Below are 19,920 nucleotides of genomic sequence, written 5' to 3' on the forward strand. Positions count from 1 at the left end.
TAGGCCCAGGAGGCGCGCGGCAGGATCGAGGCGGCGGTTTCCGCCGTGCCGTAATAGATCGACTGCATCAACCGCTGGTTGTTGATCGCCAGCGAGATCGCCTGGCGCACGTTGAGATTGTCGAGCGGCGGTTTGCGGGTGTTGAACGCCAGGTAGGCGATGTTCATCCCCGGGCGCAGCGTCAGGCGCAGGCGCGGATCGTCGCGCAGGATAGACAGCTGGCTGGCCGCTGGATAGGCCAGCACGTCGCACTCGCCGGTCAGCAGCTTGGAGAGGCGGCCGGTGCCGCCGGCGCCCAGATCGATCACCACCTGCGGCATGCGCGGCAGGCCCTTCCAGTAGGCGGCGTTGCGCGCCAGGCGAATATATTGCCCCGAGCGGTATTCGTTGAGCAGGAACGGGCCGCTGCCGACCGGCTCGCGATCGATCAGCTCCTGATGGCCTTCGCGCGTCAGCGCGTCGGCGTATTCGGCGGACAACACCGGCGCATAATGAGTCGCCAGGTGCCACAGGAACGAGGCGTCGGGCGACTGCAGGCGAATTTCCACCGTGTAGTCGTCGAGCTTTCTCACGCTCTGCACCGAATCGCCGAACTGCAGGCTGTCGAAATAGGGGTATTCGCCGCCGTTCACGTCGTGATACGGATGTTTCTGATCGAATACGCGGGCAAAGCTGAACACCACGTCGTCGGCATTCATCTTGCGGGTGGGCGTGAACCATGCGGTGGTCTGGAACGGCACGTCCTTGCGCAAATGGAAGCGGTAGGTGGCGCCGTTATCCAGCACTTCCCAGCTTTGCGCCAGCTCGGGGATCAGGCGATAGGTGTAGGGATCGACGTCCAGCAGGCGATCGTACAGCTGGGCGGCCAGGGTATCCACCGTCAGGCCGCTGCTGGCCATTTGCGGGTTGAAGGTATTCAGTATGCCGCTGACGCAATAGACAAAGCCGCTCTGGCGAATGTCCGGCAGCGGCGCCGCGGCGGCGGGCGCGGGCGGTGTTGTCGCGGCCAGGGCAGAGCCCGTCAGGCACAACGACAGTATCCAAAAGGGTAAACCACGCATAGAGGCTCATGGGTTAATCAGCAATAGCGTTAGTGTATCGCACTCTGACCGGCAGCCCAATCCATTGAGCAAAATCGCTGAGTTTTCTGCGACTTGATTAATCAGGCCGTTCAGCGGCAAGAAAAAAGTTTTTTATGTTATGTTATAATATAACAAAAACATGTTACCGTTCCCCGGCAAAGTCACAACAACGCAAGGGGATGTATGAACGAAGTTGCACTTCCACCACGCCGTTCGCTGCCGGACGCTCAGGCAGGGCGCGGCGAAATGAGTGATGTCGGGCTCGATTGGGTCGGGATGCAAGGGATCGCGCTGCCGCTGGAGCTGGCCGGCAAGCCATTGATGGCGAAGGTCGACGCCGGTATCAACCTGCGCGCCGAGGCGACGGGGGAACGCGGTATTCACATGTCGCGGCTGTATCTGGCGCTGGACGAATTGACGCAGGGAGAGCTGACGCCGCAGCGCATCGGTCGGACGCTGCAGGCTTTTCTGGATTCGCAGCCGGAACACAGCGATCGCGCCAGCCTGACGCTCAGCGGCGAGCTGTTGCTGTCACGCCCGGCGCTGCTGTCGCCGCAGCGCGGCTGGAAAGCTTATCCGCTGCGCATCGAGGCCACCCTGGCAGGCACGCTGACGCTGGCGCTGACCGTCGGCGTGCCTTACTCCTCCACCTGCCCGAGTTCGGCGGCGCTCAGCCGCCAGCTGGCGCAGCAACAGTTTCAGTTTGATTTTGAACAGGCGGCGGAGCGCGTCAGCCAGCGGCAGGTGAGCGAGTGGCTGCTGGAGCAAGGGATGCCGGCCACCCCCCACAGCCAGCGCAGCTGGGCCTGGATCACCGTAACGCCCGAGAATGAAAGGGCGTTCGAACCGGTGAAACTGATTGACCGCATCGAACACGCATTGGGCACGCCGGTGCAAACGCTGGTGAAACGCCGCGACGAGCAGGCCTTCGCGCTGGCCAACGGTCAGAACCTGATGTTTTGCGAGGACGCGGCGCGGCGTCTGTATCGCATGCTGCGCAGCCAGTGCGACTACCGCGCCTTCTCGCTGCGCGTCGAGCATCAGGAGAGTTTGCATGCCCACAATGCGGTGGCGGAGCTGAGCTGGCGGGGAGAACACCATGCTGCGTAAAAATCCCAGCGGCCATCTGCCGCAGGTTTCGCCGCTGGCCTACATCGATCCCACCGCCATTATTTGCGGCCGGGTGATCGTCGAAGATTTCGTCTACGTCGGCCCGTATGCGGTGATCCGCGCCGACGAGTTGAACGCAACCGGCGACATGGAGCCGATCGTCATCGGCTCGCACTCCAATATTCAGGACGGCGTGGTGATCCATTCCAAGAGCGGGGCGGCGGTCACCATCGGCCGTTACAGCTCGATCGCCCACCGCGCCATCGTGCACGGCCCGTGTCGCATCGACGATCGGGTGTTTATCGGTTTCAACAGCGTGCTGTTCAACTGCCACGTTCAGTCCGGCTGCGTGGTGCGCTACAACGCGGTGGTGGACGGCGTGACGCTGCCGGAAAACCGCTATATCCCCTCGACCGAGCGCGTGGGGCCGGACAGCGATTTGTCGCGTTATCGTCAGGTCGATCGCGGCGCGCTGCAGTTTTCGGAAGAAGTGGCCGCCACCAACGTCGAACTGGTGCGCGGTTATCAGGCATTACGCAATGAATTTTAATGAGGTTTCCATGAAACAACTTCCCGTGACCGTGCTTTCCGGCTTTCTCGGCGCCGGCAAGACCACGGTGCTGAACCATATCCTGAACAACCGGCAGGGCATGCGCGTGGCGGTGATTGTCAACGACATGAGCGAAGTGAACATTGACGCCGCGCTGGTAGAGAATGAAGTGCATCTCGATCGCCAGGAAGAGAAGCTGGTGGAGATGAGCAACGGGTGCATCTGCTGCACGCTGCGTGAAGATCTGCTGGTGTCGGTGCGCGAACTGGCGCAGGAGGGGCGTTTCGATTACCTGTTGATCGAATCGAGCGGCATCTCGGAGCCGCTGCCGGTGGCGGAAACCTTTACCTTTGAGGATGAAACGGGCGAAAGCCTGTCCCAATTCGCCCGGCTGGATACGCTGGTGACGGTGGTCGACGGGGTGAATTTCATTCAGCAATACCAACAGGCGCAAAGCCTGCAGGAGGCCGGCCAAAGCCTGGGCGAGGACGATCTGCGCAGCGTGGCGGACCTGTTGATTGAGCAAATTGAATTTTGCGACGTGATCCTGGTCAGCAAGACCGATCTGTTGACCCCAACGCAGCAGGGCGAAGTGATGGCGCTGCTGGCCAGCCTGAATCCCGACGCCCGCATTGTGCCGATCGCGCCGGGCAAACTGCCGCTGGAGGCGGTGCTGAATACCGGCAGCTTCAGCTTTGAAAAGGCGCAGCAGGCGCCCGGCTGGCTGAAAGAGCTGCGCGGCGAACACGTGCCGGAAACGGAAAGCTATGGCATCAGCAGCTTTGTCTATCAAGCGCGGCGGCCGTTTGCGCCGGACAAGTTCTACCGTGTGATCAACGGCGACTGGGGAGGCGGCAAGCTGCTGCGTTCGAAAGGCTTCTTCTGGCTGGCGACGCGTCCGCGGCAGGCCGGGCAGTGGAGCCAGGCCGGCGGCATCGCCCATTACGGCCTGGCGGGCACCTTTTGGCGCGCTATCCCGCAAGATAATTGGCCGCAGGATCCGGAAACGCGGGCGCATATTCAGGAGAAATGGGTGGAGCCGTTCGGCGACATGCGCCAGGAGTTGGTGTTTATCGGCCAGCACTTGCAACAGGCGGCGATCGTGCGTTTGCTGGATGACTGCCTGCTGAGCGACGATGAAATGGCCGCCGGCGTGGACTATTGGCTGGATATGGCGGACCCGTTCCCTGAGTGGTAATTGCGCAATCTTCGTGTGGTAATGAGAAAAATTCTCAACAAAGTGCTTTACAGACGATACTGATAACTATTATCATCGCCTGGCAGTTCACGGAAGGCCGCGGTTTGCGGCTCTGATGTGGAAGGCACGACATTGCTCACATTGCTTCCAGTGTTTTTTAAGCCAGCTCGGGTGCTGGCTTTTTTTTTGCCCGCTATTCCTCGTCCGCTTCGCCGTTTTGCAGCAACGCATGTTTTTTCAGCATGCCGCGTAGCTGATGGTAGGTGAGCCCCAGCAGCTGCGCCGCCTTGCGCTGATTGAACCGGCCTTGCTGCAGCGCCGCTTCGAGAAGCGACTTCTCCTGCTCGAGCTGCCAGTGTTTCAAATCCAACGGCAGCGGCGGCAACGCGGCGGCGTCTTCAGGAATGGGCGCGACCGGCGTGGCCTCGCGCGGCGCAAACGGGTTGATGACGATCTCATCCAGCGGGCTGTCGCTGTCGCCGTGACGATAGACCGAACGTTCCACCACGTTTTTCAGTTCGCGCACGTTGCCCGGCCAGCCATATTCGAGCAACGTCTGCCTGGCGCGTTCGGTAAAGCCGGGAAACAGCGGCAGCCCTAGCTCGCGGCACATTTGGATGGCGAAGTGCTCGGCCAGCAACATGATATCGGGCCGGCGTTGGCGCAGCGGCGGCAGCTGCACCACGTCGAACGCCAGCCGATCCAGCAGATCGGCGCGAAACTTGCCCGCCGCCGCCAGCGCCGGCAGATCGTCGTTGGTGGCGCACACCAACCGCACATCCACCCGCAGCGGCTGGCTGCCGCCTACGCGTTCCAGCTGACCGTATTCGATCACCCGCAGCAATTTCTCCTGCACCAGCATCGGCGCGGTCGCCAGCTCATCGAGGAACAGCGTGCCGCCGTCGGCGCGCTCGAAGCGGCCCAGATGACGTTTCTGCGCGCCGGTAAAGGCGCCGGCCTCGTGGCCGAACAGCTCGGAGTCCAGCAGATTTTCATTCAGCGCCGCGCAGTTGAGCGAGATGAACGGCCCTTGCCAACGGTTGGAGAGGTAGTGCAGGCGGTGGGCGATCAGCTCCTTGCCGGTGCCGCGCTCGCCGATCACCAGCACCGGTTTGTTCAGCTTTGCCACCTGGGAGACTTGCTCCAATACGTCGACGAAGGCGTTTGCTTCGCCCAACAAATTCTCTGGCTGTTCGTTCATGATGAAATTCGCCAATGTTTGGTGAAAATAATCACTCTACAGCAAGCGCTCGGAGAGTCAAAAATAAAGAATTGTTGTTTTTCAATGATATAAAAGTTGGCACGGGTTTTGATTATATCTTTGGGCAAGCTGTACGACTTAACGCGGCGCTTCAGACGCCATCAGAACCAAGAGGAAGTGAATTATGGGTATTTTTTCTCGTTTTGCCGACATCGTGAACGCCAACATCAACACCCTGCTGGACAAGGCGGAAGATCCGCAGAAGCTGGTGCGGTTAATGATCCAAGAGATGGAAGACACGCTGGTTGAAGTCCGCTCTACGTCGGCGCGAGCGCTGGCGGAAAAGAAACAGCTGCTGCGCCGCATCGAGCAGGGTGAAAGCCAGGTAAGCGACTGGCAGGAAAAAGCCGAACTGGCGCTGCGTAAGGATAAAGAAGACTTGGCCCGCGCGGCGCTGATCGAAAAACAAAAGGTAGCCGATCTGATCGCCACGTTGACGCAGGAAGTGGCGACCGTAGAAGAAACGCTGGCGCGCATGAAGAGCGAAATCGGCGAGCTGGAAAACAAGCTGACCGAAACCCGCGCGCGGCAGCAGGCGCTGGCGCTGCGTCATCAGGCCGCGTCTTCTTCCCGTGAAGTGCGCCGTCAGCTCGACAGCGGCAAGCTGGATGAGGCGATGGCGCGTTTCGAACAGTTCGAGCGCCGCATCGACCACATGGAAGCCGAAGCGGAAAGCATCAGCATCGGTAAAAAGAAGTCGCTGGACCAAGAGTTTGCCGAGCTGAAAGCCGACGACGCCATCAGTGAGCAACTGGCGGCGCTGAAAGCTAAAATGAACCGCTCAGAGTAAGGCGAACCGCGGCCACACGCCGGAGGTGGCCGCCTATCCAGGACCCGATAAGAAGGAATAACAATGAGTGCTTTATTACTTGCCATTCCGCTGACAATTTTCGTGCTGTTTGTCGCGCCGATTTGGCTTTGGCTGCATTACAGCAATCGGCAGCAGACCGGCATCCAGCTGAGTCAGCAAGAAATGCAGCGCCTGGCGCAGCTGGCGGAAGACGCCAAACGCATGCGTGAACGCATTCAGGCGCTGGAAGAGATCCTTGATGCGGAACACCCGAACTGGAGACAGTCCTGATGAGTAATACGCTGGGCAGTAAAAAGCTTTATCGCGTACCTGAAGAAGGCATGGTGAAAGGCGTCTGCGCCGGTTTGGCCCACTATTTCGACGTGCCGGTGCGCCTGATCCGCGTGATGGTGGTGCTGTCGCTGTTCTTTGGGCTGTTCTTCTTCACGCTGGTGGCCTATATCGCGCTGGTGTTCGTGTTGGACGAGGCGCCGGCCAGCCGCTTCGAAGGCGAGCATCAGAAGACGCCGCGCCAGCTGCTCGATCAGCTGGAGTATGAGCTGGGCAGCGGCGAGCAGCAGCTGCGTCAGGTCGAGCGCTACGTGACGTCCGATACCTTCGGCGTACAGAGCCGTTTCCGCAAGCTGTAACCCTTCTTGCGATACCCGGCCTGCGCAGGCCGGGCATCTTCGCCGCCGTTATCCCGTGAATAACCTTAATCATCTAGTGCCGGAGGGCATTGTCATGAATAAAATCGATGTCGCGAACACCGCCAGAACGGGTGGATTTAAACGAGGAGCGGCGGCAATGTTGAAGACATTGGCTAAAGTCATCATCATAGCGTTATTGAACTATGGCCCGGCGGGCGCCGCCGGCTGGCTGTTGAAGACCGTCGGCCGCAAACCGGTGCGCTTCGTGCTGGCGCTGGTGTTGGAACCGCTGTTCCGTAAAGGTCTGAACAAGGCATTCGGGCGTTACGTCAAGGAGAGCAATGAAACGACTGCAAAATGAGTTAACCTCGCTGGTCAACCGCGGAATGGATCGCCATCTGCGCCTGGCGGTGACCGGCCTGAGCCGCAGCGGCAAAACCGCCTTTATCACCGCCTTCGTCAACCAACTGCTGCATGTGCACAGCGGCGCGCGCATGCCGCTGTTTTCACCGGTGCGCGAAGAGCGCCTGCTGGGCGTTAAACGCATCCCGCAGCGCGACCTCGGCATCCAGCGTTTCACCTATGACGAAGGGCTGGCGCAGCTGTACGGCACGCCGCCGGCCTGGCCGACGCCGACGCGCGGCGTCAGCGAAATCCGGCTGGCGTTGCGCTACCGTTCCAACGACTCGCTGCTGCGCCACTTCAAAGACACCTCCACGCTGTACCTGGAGATCGTCGATTATCCCGGTGAATGGTTGCTTGATCTGCCGATGCTCGAGCAGGATTACCTGGCCTGGTCGCGCCAGATGACCGGGCTGCTGCAGGGCGAACGCGCCGAATGGGCCAAGCCCTGGCTTGAGCTGTGCAAGGCCTGCGATCCGCTGGCTCAGGCCGACGAAAACCGCCTGGCGGCGATCGCCCAGGCCTACACCGATTATCTGCTGCGCTGCAAAAGCGAAGGGCTGCACTTCATTCAGCCGGGGCGTTTCGTGCTGCCGGGCGACATGGCCGGCGCGCCGGCGCTGCAGTTTTTCCCGTGGCCCGACGTGGCCGCGATCGGCGAATCGAAGCTGGCGCAGGCCGATAAACACACCAACATCGGCATGTTGCGCGCTCGCTTCAACTATTACTGCCAGTCGATCGTCAAAAACTTCTACAAAGAGCACTTCGTTCGTTTCGATCGGCAAATCGTGCTGGTTGACTGCCTGCAGCCGCTCAACAGCGGCCCGCAGGCGTTCAACGACATGCGTCTGGCGCTGACCCAACTGATGCAGAGCTTCCATTACGGCAAGCGCACGCTGTTTCGCCGCTTGTTCTCGCCGACCATCGACAAACTGATGTTCGCCGCCACCAAGGCGGACCATATCACCGCCGATCAGCACGCCAATTTGGTGTCCTTGCTGCAACAGCTGGTGCAAGAGGCGTGGCAGAACGCGGCGTTCGAGGGCATCAGCATGGATTGCGTCGGCCTGGCCTCGGTGCAGGCGACCGAGAGCGGCATCGTCGATCATCAGGGGCAGCGCATTCCGGCATTGAAGGGCAACCGCCTGAGCGACGGCGCGCCGCTGACGGTGTTCCCCGGCGAAGTGCCGGCCCGTCTGCCGGGTCCGGCGTTCTGGCAGAGCCAGGGGTTCCACTTCGATGAGTTTCGTCCGCGCGCCATGAGCGTGGACACCCCGTTGCCGCACATCCGTCTGGATGCGGTGATGGAGTTTTTATTGGGAGACAAATTGCGATGAGCGAGCCGATCAAACCGCGTATCGATTTTGACGAGCCGCTGCAGCCGCCGCAGGAGCCGGCGTTGCGCGCCGGCGTCGCTTTCGATGCCGAACAGGCGGAAAGCTTTTTCCCGGCGGCGCCGGAGCTGCAGCAGGAAGAGGAAGAAGGGCGCGCCGAAGGCATCATCAACGCCGCGCTGAAACCTAAACGCAGCCTGTGGCGCAAAATGGTCACCGCTGGCCTGGCGCTGTTCGGCGTCAGCGTGGTGGCGCAGGGCGTGCAGTGGGTGCATACCGCCTGGGTGCAGCAGGACTGGATCGCCATGGGCGGCGGCGTGGCCGGCGGCCTGATCGTGTTCGCCGGCGTCGGTTCGGTGGTCACCGAGTGGCGGCGTTTGTATCGGCTGCGCCAGCGCGCGGAAGAGCGCGACGTGGCGCGCGAGCTGTTGCACAGCCACGGGCTGGGGCAAGGGCGCGAATTCTGCGAGAAGCTGGCGCGCCAGGCCGGTCTGGATCAGGGGCATCCGGCGCTGCAGCGCTGGCAGGCGTCGCTGCATGAAACGCAAAACGATCGTGAAGTGGTGGAGCTGTACGCCAAACTGGTGCAGCCGGTGCTCGACAACCAGGCGCGGCGCGAAATCAGCCGCTCCGCCGCCGAGTCGACGCTGATGATCGCCGTCAGCCCGTTGGCGCTGGTGGATATGGCGTTTATTGCCTGGCGCAACATCCGTTTGATTAACCGCATCGCCGCGCTGTACGGCATCGAGTTGGGCTACTTCAGCCGCATTCGTCTGTTCCGGCTGGTGCTGCTCAACATCGCCTTCGCCGGCGCCTCCGAACTGGTGCGCGAAGTGGGCATGGACTGGATGTCGCAGGATCTGGCGGCGCGGCTGTCGGCGCGCGCGGCGCAGGGCATTGGCGCCGGGTTGTTGACCGCGCGGTTGGGCATCAAGGCGATGGAACTGTGCCGCCCGCTGCCGTGGCTGGAAGGGGAAAAACCGAAGCTTGGCGATTTCCGCAGCCAGCTGATCGGCCAGTTGAAAGATACGCTGAAAAAGAGCGACGGCAAGGCCAAATAACCCCGCGACGGCGCTCTCAGGAGCGCCGTTTTCTCAACGGCGCCGACGCCGGACGTAATCGAGACTTGACGACAGTCGATCCCCCTGTGATTGCGTGATAAATCTCTGCAAAATTAATTCTGGTTGTGATAACTCTCTGTTTGCAGGCTAAAATGACGCCGATGCTGTTATCCGCTTGCGTTTAAAATCAGCAACCACGGCAATAAATCAGAGTTCTGTCAACTTTTGCTGACAGATCGCTTCTACCGCCCGGTGCGAGGGAGTATCATCATCGTCAACGATCCCCGCACCTGCAGAGATAAGGCCAACACTGATGCGTTTGGAAGTATTTTGCGAAGACCGCCTCGGTCTCACTCGAGAATTACTCGATCTTTTGGTATCGCGCAGCATTGACTTACGTGGCATCGAAATCGATCCCATCGGCCGCATTTACCTCAATTTCTCCCAGCTGGATTTCGATACTTTCCGCGCGTTGATGGCGGAGATCCGCCGCATCGCCGGCGTAACCGACGTGCGCACCGTCAGCTTTATGCCTTCCGAACGCGAGCATCGCGCGCTGCGTGCGCTGCTGGAGTCGATGCCGGAACCGGTGTTCTCGATCGACATGAAAGGCAAGGTCGAGCTGGCCAACCCGGCGGCGCAGGCGCTGTTCAGCCTGAGCGAAGACAAGATCCGCAACCAGACCGCCGGGGCGCTGATCGGCGGCTATAACTTCAGCCGTTGGCTGGAGAGCGAGCATACGGCGCCGCACGCCGAGCGGGTGGTGATCCGCAGCCAGGACTTCCTGATGGACATCACGCCGATTTATCTGGAAGACCAACAGCAGCAGCCGGCCGCGGTTGGCGCGGTGGTGATGCTGAAGTCCACCGCGCGCATGGGCCGCCAACTGCAAAATCTGTCGGTGAACGACGATACCGAATTCGACCACATCGTCGCGGTGAGCGCCAAGATGCGTCATGTGCTGGAGCAGGCGCGCAAGCTGGCGATGCTCGATGCGCCGCTGCTGATCGTCGGCGATACCGGCACCGGCAAGGATATTCTGGCCCGCGCCTGCCATTTACGCAGCCCGCGCGGCAAACAGCCGTTCCTGGCGCTGAACTGCGCCGCGCTGCCGGATGACGTGGTGGAGAGCGAGCTGTTCGGCCATGCGCCGGGCGCTTATCCCAACGCGCTGGAAGGCAAGAAAGGCTTCTTCGAGCAGGCCAACGGCGGTTCGGTGCTGCTGGATGAGATCGGCGAAATGTCGCCGCGCATGCAGACCAAACTGCTGCGTTTCCTCAACGACGGCACGTTCCGTCGCGTCGGTGAGGAGCATGAGGTGCACGTCGACGTGCGCGTGATCTGCGCCACCCAGAAAAACCTCACCGAGCTGGTGCAGCGCGGCGAATTCCGCGAAGACCTCTATTATCGCCTCAACGTGCTGACCATCACCATCCCGCCGCTGCGCGAACGTCCGCAGGACATCATGCCGCTGACCGAACTGTTCGTGGCGCGCTTCGCCGATGAACAGGGCGTAGCGCGGCCCAAGCTGGCGAGCGATCTGGGCGGCTTCCTCAGCAAATACGGCTGGCCGGGCAACGTGCGTCAGCTGAAAAACGCCATCTACCGCGCGCTGACGCAAACCGAAGGCTACGAGCTGCGGCCGCAGGACATCGTGTTGCCGGAGTTCGAGGTGGAGATGTCGTTGGGCGACGAGGTGCTGGACGGCTCGCTGGACGACATCAGCAAGCGTTTCGAGCGCTCGGTGCTGACGCGCCTGTATCGCACCTATCCCAGCACCCGCAAGCTGGCGAAGCGACTGGGCGTTTCCCATACCGCCATCGCCAACAAGCTGCGCGAGTATGGCCTGAGCAGCCGTAAAGGCGGCGCCGAGGGCGAAGAATAAGAAAGGCGCCTTGCGGCGCCTTTAGCGTGTTTCCAAAGCCGGCGTTCGCCGGCTTTGTTATTTCAGCGCAGCTAGCGCCGCGTCGTAGTCCGGCTCGGTGGTGATTTCGTTCACCAGCTCGCTGTACAGTACGTTGTCCTGGCCATCCAGCACCACGACCGCGCGTGCGGTCAGGCCCGCCAATGGGCCTTCGGTGATTTCGACGCCGTACGCCTGCTTGAACTCGGCGCCGCGCAGGGTGGACAGGGTGACCACGTTGCTCAGGCCTTCCGCGCCGCAGAAACGAGACTGCGCGAACGGGAGGTCGGCGGAGATGCACAGCACCACGGTGTTATCCAGGCCGCTGGCCAGCTGGTTGAATTTACGCACCGACGTCGCGCAGACGCCGGTATCGATGCTTGGGAAGATGTTCAGGACTTTGCGTTTACCCGCGAAGCTGCTCAGCGCCACGTCTGACAGGTCTTTGGCAACCAGCGAGAAGGCCTTGGCCTGTTCGCCCTGCTGTGGCAGCTTGCCCGCTACGCCGACCGGATTGCCTTGAAAATGTACTGTCTGAGTCATTGCTAGATTCCTTTTACAGGTGTTTATACAAAGGGTATGAACCTGATGAAACGGCGCGCCGACAACGGCAGTTAACATCAGGTTCACACCCTGGCGCCAGTTTATGACAACCGGGACGGATTGGATATCAAAGTTTGCTAAATAGTTGTATATATTAGACTGTTCTATAAAACATCACCGGCGCATCAGCCTGGCTGAATGCGCAGTTTTCGCTCAGGAGCCGTTATGAGAGACATGCGTTTTTACCCGGAAGCCTGGCCGCTGCATACCGCCTTCGTGATTGCGCGCGGCAGCCGCACCGAAGCCCGGGTGGTGGTGGTCGAAATCGAACAGCAGGGCGTGCGCGGCACCGGTGAATGCACGCCGTATCCGCGTTACGGCGAGAGCGAGGAATCGGTGATGGCGCAGCTGGCAGAGATGGCGCCGGCGATCGCGCGGGGCATCACCCGCGAGCAGCTGCTGACGCAGATGCCGGCGGGCGCGGCCCGCAACGCGCTGGATTCGGCGCTGTGGGATCTGGAGTGCAGGCTGCACGGGCAGAGCCTGTGGCAGCGCAGCGGCGTGACGGCGCCGGCGCAGATCCGCATGGCGCAGACCGTCAGCATTGGCACGCCGGAAGCGATGGCCTTCGCCGCGCGCGAGCTGGAGCGGCAGGGCGCCACACTGCTGAAGATCAAACTCGACGATCACTATATCAGCGAGCGGCTGGTGGCGATCCGCGCCGCGGTGCCGCAGACGACGCTGATCGTCGACGCCAATGAGTCCTGGCAGGCGGAAGGGCTGGCGGCGCGCTGCCAGCTGCTGGCCGATCTCGGCGTGGCGATGCTGGAGCAACCGTTGCCGGCCGGTGACGACGCCGCGTTGGAGCACTTTATTCATCCGCTGCCGATCTGCGCCGATGAAAGCTGCCACACCCGCGCCGATCTGCCGCAGTTGGCGCAGCGCTATCAGATGGTCAACATCAAATTGGACAAAACCGGCGGCTTGACCGAGGCGTTGGCGCTGGCGCAGGCCGCGCGCGAACAAGGGTTCGCCATCATGCTTGGCTGCATGTTGTGTACGTCGCGGGCGATATCCGCTGCCTTGCCGCTGGCGCCGGCGGCGCGCTTCGTCGATCTGGACGGCCCTACCTGGCTGGCGCGGGACGCCGAACCGGGCCTGGCGTTCGAATGCGGGGCGATCGTCGATATCGCCCCGTAGGGATTAATTCGGGTAGGTCAACAGCTCGGTCATCGCGTCGATGTAACGCTCGCTGGCGGCATCGGCGGAGATCGGCGGGAATTCGGCGGTGATGCACGGCAGCGACAGATCCGCGCACCAGCTGCCGAACGAGCCGGGCGTTTCATAACCGACGCTGGTCACCAGCGGCAGCCCGAACTTGTGCGACAGCCAAACGCCGAGCCGCGAACTGGCGGGATCTTCGATGCAGGCCAGCGGCTCGTGGAACGACACCACCCAGTGCGGCTTCAGGCGATGGATCAGGTGACACAGCGCCTGGGTTTCCGGTTCGGAACCGGGGCGCCCGCCGGTGGAGAGCTTGACGTCGCGCACCGGCGCCGCGCTGTTCCAACGGTAGACGGTGTCGCCGGAACGCCAGTTGGCGGCCGGGAAGTTGCGGTTCAGATCGACGCCGTTGGCATTGGCGCGCAGCCCCAGCTGGCAGCCGTCGGGGTTGACCGCCAGCACCACGTGATGGCGCAACTGCTCGGGGGCGATGCTGCGCAGCGCGCAGGACAGGGTCACGATGGCGGCGCTCTCATCGCCGTGGGTGCCGGCGATGATCAGCCCGGTCTGCGGGCCGCCGTTCGCCGCCGGGAAATAGAGCAGCGGCGCGCCCAGCAGCGAGCTGCCGTAGTTCTCTCCTGCGATGGCCAACTGGCCACGTTCACTGCGTGGTCGATGTTCGGTCATGGTGTTGTCCCTGGATGAAAGGTCGAGAGTCATTGTCATTTTATTCAGTGTATTACGCTTTGAGACATCTTTCCCATCGCAATTGTGCGGCGTTTGCGCGATCTGTGAGGCCGCTGCGGTGAAAACGCCAATTAAACCGCACCTGGCCTGACGCTATTGTTATACTAACGGCAGTGCTAAGCCAATCACCCGCAAGAGGATTTAACATGCCAGTAGCCAGAATCATCGCCAGCTATAGCGAAAATGAAAATGACACCATCACGCTGCTGTGCGGCGTGGACGCTGAAAACCAGATCCGCCAGGGGGAATGGTTCGGCGTGGTGAAAAACGACGACGGGCGCGGTGACGAATCGAACTATCCGTTCACCCTGCATATCGATTATCAGAAAGATGCCTTCTACCTCGACTACGGTTATGACGACGCCGACGCGCGCCAGCTGCAAAAAACCGATATCTCGGCACGTCCGCTGGCTGAGAAAGGCTTTTTCACCGTGTTCGATGAAGAAGAGGGCGAAGAGTTCAGCTACCGCATCAACAGCATCCACCTGTACGACTGACGGTCGCCGCTGCAAACACCGCCCGTGCCGCCCTGCGCCGCACGGGTTTTTTATCGCCTGAATCGCACTTTTTGCAACTTCTCGACCGCGGGCTCTAGGCCGGATGGATCTTGTGCTATATGATAAAAAATTCAGATGGTTAACGGGGGAAAATCATAATGACGGGAAGAAGAATGCAACGGGGTTTTCGTTTGGCGCTTTGCGCGGCGGCGATCGGCGCCTGTATGAGCAGCGCTATGGCGGCGCAGGTTCCCCCGGGCACCGCGTTGGCGGCCAAACAGGAAATCGTGCGCCACATTAAAGACGAACCGGCCTCGCTCGATCCGATCAAAGCGGTAGGCTTGCCGGAGGCTCAGCTGGCGCGCGATCTGTTCGAAGGGCTGGTCAATCAGGACGCCAGCGGTAAAGTGATCCCCGGCGTCGCCACGCGTTGGCAGACCAGCGACAACCAGACTTATATCTTCCATCTGCGCAAAGACGCGCGGTGGTCAAACGGTGACCCTGTCACGGCTAAGGATTTCGTTTACAGCTGGCAGCGGCTGGTAGAGCCGAAAAACCTGTCGCCGTTCGCCTGGTTCGCGCAGCTGGCGGGGATCCAGAACGCCGAGCAGATCATCAGCGGCAAATTGCCGGCCGATCGTTTAGGCGTGTCGGCGCCGGACGACTACACGCTTAAAGTGCAGCTGGACAAACCGGTGCCGTACTTCGTCAGCCTGACGGCCAACTTCAGCCTGTTCCCGGTCAATAAGACGGTGGTGGAAAAATACGGCAATGATTGGACCAAGGTCGGCAATCTGGTGGGCAACGGCGCGTTCAAACTGCAGGAGCGGGTGGTGAACGAGAAGCTGGTGCTGACGCCTAACGACCATTACTGGGATCATGCGCGTACCGTGCTGACTAAAGTGACCTTCGTGCCGATCAACCAGGAATCCAACGCCACCAAGCGTTACCTGGCGGGTGACATCGACATCACCGAATCCTTCCCGAAAAACATGTATCAGAAGCTGCTGAAAGACATTCCGGGGCAGGTGTACACGCCGGATCAGCTCGGCACCTATTACTACGCGTTCAACACCCAGCGCGCGCCAACCAACGACGTGCGGGTGCGCCAGGCTTTGTCCTACGCCATCGATCGCAAGATTATCGCGGAAAAAGTGCTGGGCACCGGCGAAAAACCGGCCTATCACTTCACGCCGGATGTGACCGCCGGGTTCAAACCGGAAGCGAGCTTGCTGCAACAGCAATCCCAGGCGGAGTTGGATGCACAGGCCAAGGCGTTGCTGCAGGCGGCCGGTTACGGCCCGAACAACCCGCTGAAGCTGACGCTGCTGTATAACACCTCGGAAAGCCACCAGAAGATCGCCATCGCCGTGGCCTCGATGTGGAAGAAAAAGCTCGGTATTGACGTCAAGCTGCAGAATCAGGAGTGGAAAACCTATATCGACAGCCGCAACACCGGCAATTTCGATGTGATCCGCGCCTCCTGGGTGGGTGACTATAACGAGGCGTCGACCTTCCTGTCGCTGCTGACCTCCACCCACAGCGGCAACATCGCCAAGTTCAAGAACGCGGACTACGACAAGCTGCTGGCGCAGGCGGGGCGGGAAACCAATCCGGCGGCGGTGACCGCCGATTACAACAAAATGGAACAGATCATTGCCGATCAGGCGCCGATCGCGCCGATTTACCAATACACCAACGGCCGCCTGATCAAACCGTGGGTAAAAGGCTACCCGATTACCAATCCGGAAGACGTGGCCTATAGTCAAACGATGTATATCATCAAACACTGAGTCGATTTATTGATCGCCCCCGTCTAATGCGGGGGCTTTATTTTCTCGACGCTGCAACAACGAAGGTAATTAATTTTTCCACGCGATAAACCCCGTTTAATAATAAACAGGGTTGCCATCATCACATTATTGTTTCGCTATTTCAGCGACTGGTTACGCTTATAGACAGTCCCGCATGGCATCCACCACCACACGGCCACTCATGTCGGTTTGGGTGATGCGGTAGCTGGTGGGGTAAGAGCGACGAGTGCTGAAACGATCGTGGACGGAGACCTTGCCAATCTGCAGGCCGGCGGCGTTTTTCACCACGAACTCACTGATCTCTTCCTGGCCCTGGTTTTGCAAATGGATATTGCTGATTTTTTCCAGCGTATCGCTGGCGTTTATTTTTAAATGGTCGCGTAACATAACTACCTCCTCGTAGTGAGAAAAGTATATGCCCCTAAAATTTGCGCTGAAACAGCTTTGTGTTGATTTATTATTATCATTTTGAATTAAAATTGATAGCAATATGTTAAGTCATAATAATAACGCTATTGCCAGCGCTTTATCGGCGATATTGTCCGATTTATCGGCAAGGGTTTATTTCATTGCCGTTATTATTAGTCTGCATTAATGGGGAAAAGCGCCTGCCTGGCCGTCGGGGCGGGAAAGACGCAGGCGACATTGTGCCCGCAGCCGGGAACGATCGTTAACCGATGCGGCTTCTGGGGCGCCAGGTAACGCCGATCGTAGTCGGCGTAGGCCAGGGCGCGCTGCAATCGATAGGGGCCCTGCAGCTGGGCGGCGCAGGATTTGTCGAGTATCCGATAGTAGGCGCCCGGCGCGGTGCCGGTATCATCGGCGGCGGCCAGATAGGTGATATCGGCCGCAGCATAGCGCCGGCGAGCCGCGTCTGCGGTGCGCAGCAGGTGAGCGGGAAGCGCTTCCAGACCGAATTTCCAGCGATTGGCCTGCGGACAGCGGCCGGCGTCCAGCGTTTGCCAGCGGAAGCGGCAGGTTTTCTCACTGCCGCAGCTTCCCCAGCTTGTGGGCAGAGGGCGCAGGCGATCAAAATAGAGCCAGCTGCCGGGATCGGCCACCACATAGCGCAGACGCACTCCGCTTGGCGGTTGAGCAAAGCCGACATAATGTTGCACGAACTGGGCGCCGGCGGAAAAACCGGCCACGGTTATCGACTGCAGCGACGGCCAACGCCGTTTCAGATCGGCCAGCAGGTTATCCATGGCGTTGAACGAGCCGGTTTTCCCGCCATTATCCAAACCGCCTGCGATCCACGAGCCGCAGCGCCAGAGAGCGTCACCGTCTTGCGGCTGGGGCAGACCGGCGGAATGGCAGTGGACGGCGAGTTTTACCGGCACCTGGAACAGCGGGGCGACCAGCAAGCCGTTGTCTCCCGCTCCCTGCGCGGCATCGATCGCCGCTTGCAACGTCTTGGCGGCATCGCGTGGATGCCCGTGCATCACCACCAGCGCGGTACGCGGCTGGGGGGAGTGAGCGTGAGCGACAAAATAAGGCAGTGAACCCGCCGCCGTCGGCGCGTGATAGGGCGTGGCGAGGCGTTCTAACACCGGCTCTGCACGAGCCGATTGGCCGAACAGCAGCAGGGCGGCCATTGCGATGCAGCGTAGGCGGCGCATTCTCGTCAGGTTCGGCGCAGCGCAGCGCGCAGTTGTCTCAGGACTTCCCGACATCGTTGTTCCTCACGCGCCTGTTGATAGTAACGATAAAAGGCGCTTTCCGAGCTGAGATTGCCCGCCAGCATCAACTGTCTGAAAATCATGAATACCAGGCTAAGCATAATGATAGTAAACAATAAGCCGAGGAACAGCAGTTGCCAGCCGTCGCCGATGTGCGCGCCGGGCAGATAGGTGATCGACGTGGTGGTTATTTCTACCCCACGCAGCCCCCATTGCGCCAGTGCCAGCAATAGCACCAGCAGCATGACGAACAGCAGGTACAGCAAGAAATAACGGCCGGAAAGCAAAAAACGTTTGAACTTGCTATCGGCGTTTGGCCGCAAAACGAAGCCTGCGGACGTGGCGCGCAGGATTTGCTGGCGGCCACCGGTGAAGCGATAACGTTCCAGCGCCGCTACGCTATCCGGCAATGCCAGCAGCAGCTGCAGCGCAGTAAGGCCGGCGCTGCGGTTGCCGATATAGTCGCGAAACCGCAACAGACGTATGGGGGCGCTTTGGGGCTTCTCGACGGATTCGAGCAGGTTTAACAGCTTATCGTGGTTTTCCCGCCGAATGCGAAAAGGCGTTTTGACCACGGCGATAAACAGCGTAATGACGGTCGGTAAGACGACTTTCAAGATATCTGCGGTGCTGATTGGTAACATGCGAGTCTCCTCTCGGGCTGTCTGGCGTTCCTTGCGGCAGAAGTATAGAACACGTTTATGGGACAACGAGAAAACTGGCGTTACAGCTTGGCCTTTGATCTCCAAGACGTTAACGCTAGACTCAGCAACATAAGCAAGACTGAGGGGATAAATGAATGGATGTGATTGAGGGGAGCGAGCTGCAGGTCGCCGATGCGGTTTACGCCTACCAACTCGACGGCAAGGGGGGCGTCACGCCGATCGAACAGGATGACAAGATCACCTGCGACGCGCCGTGCTGGCTGCATCTTGATTACGCGCACCCGGCCAGCGCTGAATGGCTGAGTACCACGCCGCTGCTGCCGGACTCGGTGCGCGAAGCGCTCTCCGGCGAAAGCTCACGGCCGCGCGTCAGCCGCCAGGGCGAAGGCACCATGATCACCCTGCGCAGCATCAACTTTAACGCTAATTCCCGGCCGGATCAGCTGGTCACCATCCGCGTATATATCACCGACAAGCTGATTATCTCCACCCGGCACCGCAAGGTGTATTCCATCGATCAGGTGGTGAACGATTTGCAAAGCGGCGCTGGGCCGACCAACAGCGGCAGCTGGCTGGTGGAAATTTCCGATGCGTTGACCGATCACACCAGCGAATTTATCGAGGATCTGCACGACAAGATTATCGATCTGGAGGACGCCTTGCTGGAGCAGCAGGTGCCGGAGCGCGGCCAGCTGGCGCTGATCCGTAAACAGCTGATCGTGCTGCGCCGTTACATGGCGCCGCAGCGCGACGTTTTCGCGCGGCTGGCCAGCGACCGCCTGCCGTGGATGAGCGACGACGATCGCCGCCGCATGCAGGATATCGCCGATCGCCTGGGACGGGGATTGGACGATTTGGACGGCAGCATTGCGCGCACCGCCATCTTGTCCGACGAAATCACCACGGTGATGGCCGACGCGATGAACCGCCGCACTTACACCATGTCATTGTTGGCGATGGTATTTCTGCCCACCACTTTCCTGACCGGGCTGTTCGGGGTCAACCTTGGCGGTATTCCGGGCGGCGGTAATCCTTTCGGTTTCGCGGCATTTTGCCTGATGCTGGTCGGATTGGTGCTTGGCGTCGCCTGGTGGTTGAAGCGCAGCCGCTGGCTGTAGGCAAAAATGACGAAAACCCGGTTAACATTGAGCAATATCAACATTTAGCCGGGGGAAATGGGGCATGATCTCTCTCGCAGGTGAATGCAACGTCAAGCGATGGGCGTTGCGCTCCATAATTGTCTTACTTTCTTATTTTTGAATTACTGCATAGCACATTTGATTCGTACAATGCCGGTTTAATCACCGGCATTTTTTTATTCGGCTTCCTTTCTTCTTCAGGCCGCGCTTTCATCCCAGAAGCTGGCTTCAATCTTGTGCCCATCCAAATCCCGAACAAAGCAGCCGTAGT

21 protein-coding genes and 1 pseudogene are annotated in these 19,920 nt (G+C 60.2%); 14 read left to right on the top strand and 8 right to left on the bottom strand.

Annotated features, from left to right (window positions below; genetic code table 11):
* A partial coding sequence (gene sapA, locus ADK28_RS09820) for an ABC transporter substrate-binding protein SapA (RefSeq protein ID WP_048795580.1) occupies nt 1–1,061 on the bottom strand: 1,061 nt, incomplete at its 3' end.
* Between the two features lie 204 nt (nt 1,062–1,265).
* Here sapA and folE2 point away from each other — a divergent pair.
* Genes folE2 through zigA form a run of 3 tightly spaced genes read left to right on the top strand, consistent with a single transcriptional unit; the run spans nt 1,266 to nt 3,940 of the window.
* A complete protein-coding gene (gene folE2 / locus ADK28_RS09825) occupies nt 1,266–2,192 on the top strand; it encodes a GTP cyclohydrolase FolE2 (protein ID WP_048795574.1) in 927 nt (308 codons plus the stop codon).
* Nucleotides 2,182–2,742: a carbonate dehydratase gene (locus tag ADK28_RS09830; protein ID WP_016927555.1), complete on the top strand. Its 561-nt coding sequence runs from the start codon at nt 2,182–2,184 to the stop codon at nt 2,740–2,742. The genes folE2 and ADK28_RS09830 overlap by 11 nt, the downstream gene beginning before the upstream one ends.
* 10 nt (nt 2,743–2,752) lie before the next feature.
* On the top strand, nt 2,753–3,940 hold the full coding sequence (gene zigA / locus ADK28_RS09835; protein ID WP_033640160.1) for a zinc metallochaperone GTPase ZigA: 1,188 nt from the start codon (nt 2,753–2,755) through the stop codon (nt 3,938–3,940).
* Nucleotides 3,941–4,133: 193 nt separating this feature from the next.
* Here zigA and pspF read toward each other — a convergent pair whose 3' ends face one another.
* Complete coding sequence (pspF, locus tag ADK28_RS09840; protein WP_048795575.1) at nt 4,134–5,141, bottom strand: phage shock protein operon transcriptional activator; 1,008 nt, start codon at nt 5,139–5,141, stop codon at nt 4,134–4,136.
* Between the two features lie 184 nt (nt 5,142–5,325).
* Between pspF and pspA the strand changes: the two genes are divergently transcribed.
* The 7 genes from pspA to tyrR all read left to right on the top strand — a co-directional run bounded on the left by pspA (nt 5,326) and on the right by tyrR (nt 11,323).
* Nucleotides 5,326–5,991: a phage shock protein PspA gene (gene pspA, locus ADK28_RS09845; RefSeq protein WP_004930555.1), complete on the top strand. Its 666-nt coding sequence runs from the start codon at nt 5,326–5,328 to the stop codon at nt 5,989–5,991.
* A 63-nt stretch (nt 5,992–6,054) separates the two neighbouring features.
* A complete protein-coding gene (gene pspB, locus ADK28_RS09850) occupies nt 6,055–6,282 on the top strand; it encodes an envelope stress response membrane protein PspB (RefSeq protein ID WP_004930553.1) in 228 nt (75 codons plus the stop codon).
* A complete protein-coding gene (gene pspC / locus ADK28_RS09855; RefSeq protein WP_015378011.1) occupies nt 6,282–6,641 on the top strand; it encodes an envelope stress response membrane protein PspC in 360 nt (119 codons plus the stop codon). Before pspB ends, pspC begins: the two co-directional genes overlap by 1 nt.
* A gap of 94 nt (nt 6,642–6,735) precedes the next feature.
* The gene (gene pspD, locus ADK28_RS09860) at nt 6,736–7,002 is read left to right on the top strand and encodes a phage shock protein PspD (protein ID WP_031299672.1); all 267 of its coding nucleotides are present in this window, start codon (nt 6,736–6,738) and stop codon (nt 7,000–7,002) included.
* On the top strand, nt 6,983–8,380 hold the full coding sequence (locus ADK28_RS09865; protein ID WP_048795576.1) for a YcjX family protein: 1,398 nt from the start codon (nt 6,983–6,985) through the stop codon (nt 8,378–8,380). Before pspD ends, ADK28_RS09865 begins: the two co-directional genes overlap by 20 nt.
* Complete coding sequence (locus tag ADK28_RS09870) at nt 8,377–9,438, top strand: YcjF family protein (RefSeq protein WP_004930545.1); 1,062 nt, start codon at nt 8,377–8,379, stop codon at nt 9,436–9,438. Before ADK28_RS09865 ends, ADK28_RS09870 begins: the two co-directional genes overlap by 4 nt.
* A gap of 313 nt (nt 9,439–9,751) precedes the next feature.
* Nucleotides 9,752–11,323 carry a transcriptional regulator TyrR gene (gene tyrR, locus ADK28_RS09875; protein WP_033634193.1) on the top strand — a complete coding sequence of 524 codons (1,572 nt, stop codon included), beginning with the start codon at nt 9,752–9,754 and terminating at the stop codon, nt 11,321–11,323.
* A 57-nt stretch (nt 11,324–11,380) separates the two neighbouring features.
* On the opposite strand, the gene tpx is transcribed toward tyrR, so the two are convergent.
* On the bottom strand, nt 11,381–11,884 hold the full coding sequence (gene tpx, locus ADK28_RS09880) for a thiol peroxidase (RefSeq protein WP_016927561.1): 504 nt from the start codon (nt 11,882–11,884) through the stop codon (nt 11,381–11,383).
* A gap of 225 nt (nt 11,885–12,109) precedes the next feature.
* On the opposite strand from tpx, the gene ycjG reads away from it, so the two are divergent.
* On the top strand, nt 12,110–13,084 hold the full coding sequence (ycjG, locus tag ADK28_RS09885) for an L-Ala-D/L-Glu epimerase (protein WP_033640164.1): 975 nt from the start codon (nt 12,110–12,112) through the stop codon (nt 13,082–13,084).
* A gap of 3 nt (nt 13,085–13,087) precedes the next feature.
* Here ycjG and mpaA read toward each other — a convergent pair whose 3' ends face one another.
* Nucleotides 13,088–13,795 (bottom strand): murein tripeptide amidase MpaA, encoded by a 708-nt coding sequence (gene mpaA, locus ADK28_RS09890; protein ID WP_048795577.1) that lies wholly within the window; start codon nt 13,793–13,795, stop codon nt 13,088–13,090.
* Between the two features lie 206 nt (nt 13,796–14,001).
* On the opposite strand from mpaA, the gene ADK28_RS09895 reads away from it, so the two are divergent.
* Nucleotides 14,002–14,352, top strand: coding sequence for a hypothetical protein (locus ADK28_RS09895; protein WP_015378006.1), 351 nt, complete (start codon nt 14,002–14,004; stop codon nt 14,350–14,352).
* A 158-nt stretch (nt 14,353–14,510) separates the two neighbouring features.
* A complete protein-coding gene (locus ADK28_RS09900) occupies nt 14,511–16,145 on the top strand; it encodes a peptide ABC transporter substrate-binding protein (RefSeq protein WP_033640165.1) in 1,635 nt (544 codons plus the stop codon).
* A 159-nt stretch (nt 16,146–16,304) separates the two neighbouring features.
* On the opposite strand, the gene ADK28_RS09905 is transcribed toward ADK28_RS09900, so the two are convergent.
* The 3 genes from ADK28_RS09905 to ADK28_RS09915 all read right to left on the bottom strand — a co-directional run bounded on the left by ADK28_RS09905 (nt 16,305) and on the right by ADK28_RS09915 (nt 18,489).
* Complete coding sequence (locus ADK28_RS09905; RefSeq protein ID WP_004930507.1) at nt 16,305–16,553, bottom strand: hypothetical protein; 249 nt, start codon at nt 16,551–16,553, stop codon at nt 16,305–16,307.
* A gap of 194 nt (nt 16,554–16,747) precedes the next feature.
* Entirely contained in the window at nt 16,748–17,839 is a 1,092-nt protein-coding gene (locus tag ADK28_RS09910; protein ID WP_152929688.1) for a hypothetical protein, read from the bottom strand.
* Nucleotides 17,791–18,489: a hypothetical protein gene (locus ADK28_RS09915; RefSeq protein WP_048795579.1), complete on the bottom strand. Its 699-nt coding sequence runs from the start codon at nt 18,487–18,489 to the stop codon at nt 17,791–17,793. Before ADK28_RS09915 ends, ADK28_RS09910 begins: the two co-directional genes overlap by 49 nt.
* Nucleotides 18,490–18,644: 155 nt before the next feature.
* On the opposite strand from ADK28_RS09915, the gene zntB reads away from it, so the two are divergent.
* The gene (gene zntB, locus ADK28_RS09920) at nt 18,645–19,628 is read left to right on the top strand and encodes a zinc transporter ZntB (protein WP_016927567.1); all 984 of its coding nucleotides are present in this window, start codon (nt 18,645–18,647) and stop codon (nt 19,626–19,628) included.
* A gap of 218 nt (nt 19,629–19,846) precedes the next feature.
* Here the strand turns inward: zntB and ADK28_RS33430 are convergent.
* Nucleotides 19,847–19,920 (bottom strand): annotated as a pseudogene (locus ADK28_RS33430) (VOC family protein); the annotation flags it as partial.

This window comes from Serratia sp. 506_PEND (genome assembly GCF_001076875.1).
Classification (GTDB): domain Bacteria; phylum Pseudomonadota; class Gammaproteobacteria; order Enterobacterales; family Enterobacteriaceae; genus Serratia; species Serratia marcescens.

Excerpts from the sequence above, each read along its gene's own strand:
- pspA (WP_004930555.1), top strand. The coding sequence starts at position 5,326 with ATGGGTATTTTTTCTCGTTTTGCCGACATCGTGAACGCCAACATCAAC.
- ycjG (WP_033640164.1), top strand. The coding sequence starts at position 12,110 with ATGAGAGACATGCGTTTTTACCCGGAAGCCTGGCCGCTGCATACCGCC.
- ADK28_RS09905 (WP_004930507.1), bottom strand. The coding sequence starts at position 16,553 with ATGTTACGCGACCATTTAAAAATAAACGCCAGCGATACGCTGGAAAAA.
- zntB (WP_016927567.1), top strand. The coding sequence starts at position 18,645 with ATGGATGTGATTGAGGGGAGCGAGCTGCAGGTCGCCGATGCGGTTTAC.
- mpaA (WP_048795577.1), bottom strand. The coding sequence starts at position 13,795 with ATGACCGAACATCGACCACGCAGTGAACGTGGCCAGTTGGCCATCGCA.
- pspF (WP_048795575.1), bottom strand. The coding sequence starts at position 5,141 with ATGAACGAACAGCCAGAGAATTTGTTGGGCGAAGCAAACGCCTTCGTC.
- ADK28_RS09895 (WP_015378006.1), top strand. The coding sequence starts at position 14,002 with ATGCCAGTAGCCAGAATCATCGCCAGCTATAGCGAAAATGAAAATGAC.
- pspC (WP_015378011.1), top strand. The coding sequence starts at position 6,282 with ATGAGTAATACGCTGGGCAGTAAAAAGCTTTATCGCGTACCTGAAGAA.
- ADK28_RS09830 (WP_016927555.1), top strand. The coding sequence starts at position 2,182 with ATGCTGCGTAAAAATCCCAGCGGCCATCTGCCGCAGGTTTCGCCGCTG.
- zigA (WP_033640160.1), top strand. The coding sequence starts at position 2,753 with ATGAAACAACTTCCCGTGACCGTGCTTTCCGGCTTTCTCGGCGCCGGC.
- tpx (WP_016927561.1), bottom strand. The coding sequence starts at position 11,884 with ATGACTCAGACAGTACATTTTCAAGGCAATCCGGTCGGCGTAGCGGGC.
- ADK28_RS09870 (WP_004930545.1), top strand. The coding sequence starts at position 8,377 with ATGAGCGAGCCGATCAAACCGCGTATCGATTTTGACGAGCCGCTGCAG.
- ADK28_RS09900 (WP_033640165.1), top strand. The coding sequence starts at position 14,511 with ATGACGGGAAGAAGAATGCAACGGGGTTTTCGTTTGGCGCTTTGCGCG.
- ADK28_RS09910 (WP_152929688.1), bottom strand. The coding sequence starts at position 17,839 with ATGTCGGGAAGTCCTGAGACAACTGCGCGCTGCGCTGCGCCGAACCTG.
- pspD (WP_031299672.1), top strand. The coding sequence starts at position 6,736 with ATGAATAAAATCGATGTCGCGAACACCGCCAGAACGGGTGGATTTAAA.
- ADK28_RS09915 (WP_048795579.1), bottom strand. The coding sequence starts at position 18,489 with ATGTTACCAATCAGCACCGCAGATATCTTGAAAGTCGTCTTACCGACC.
- ADK28_RS09865 (WP_048795576.1), top strand. The coding sequence starts at position 6,983 with ATGAAACGACTGCAAAATGAGTTAACCTCGCTGGTCAACCGCGGAATG.
- tyrR (WP_033634193.1), top strand. The coding sequence starts at position 9,752 with ATGCGTTTGGAAGTATTTTGCGAAGACCGCCTCGGTCTCACTCGAGAA.
- folE2 (WP_048795574.1), top strand. The coding sequence starts at position 1,266 with ATGAACGAAGTTGCACTTCCACCACGCCGTTCGCTGCCGGACGCTCAG.
- pspB (WP_004930553.1), top strand. The coding sequence starts at position 6,055 with ATGAGTGCTTTATTACTTGCCATTCCGCTGACAATTTTCGTGCTGTTT.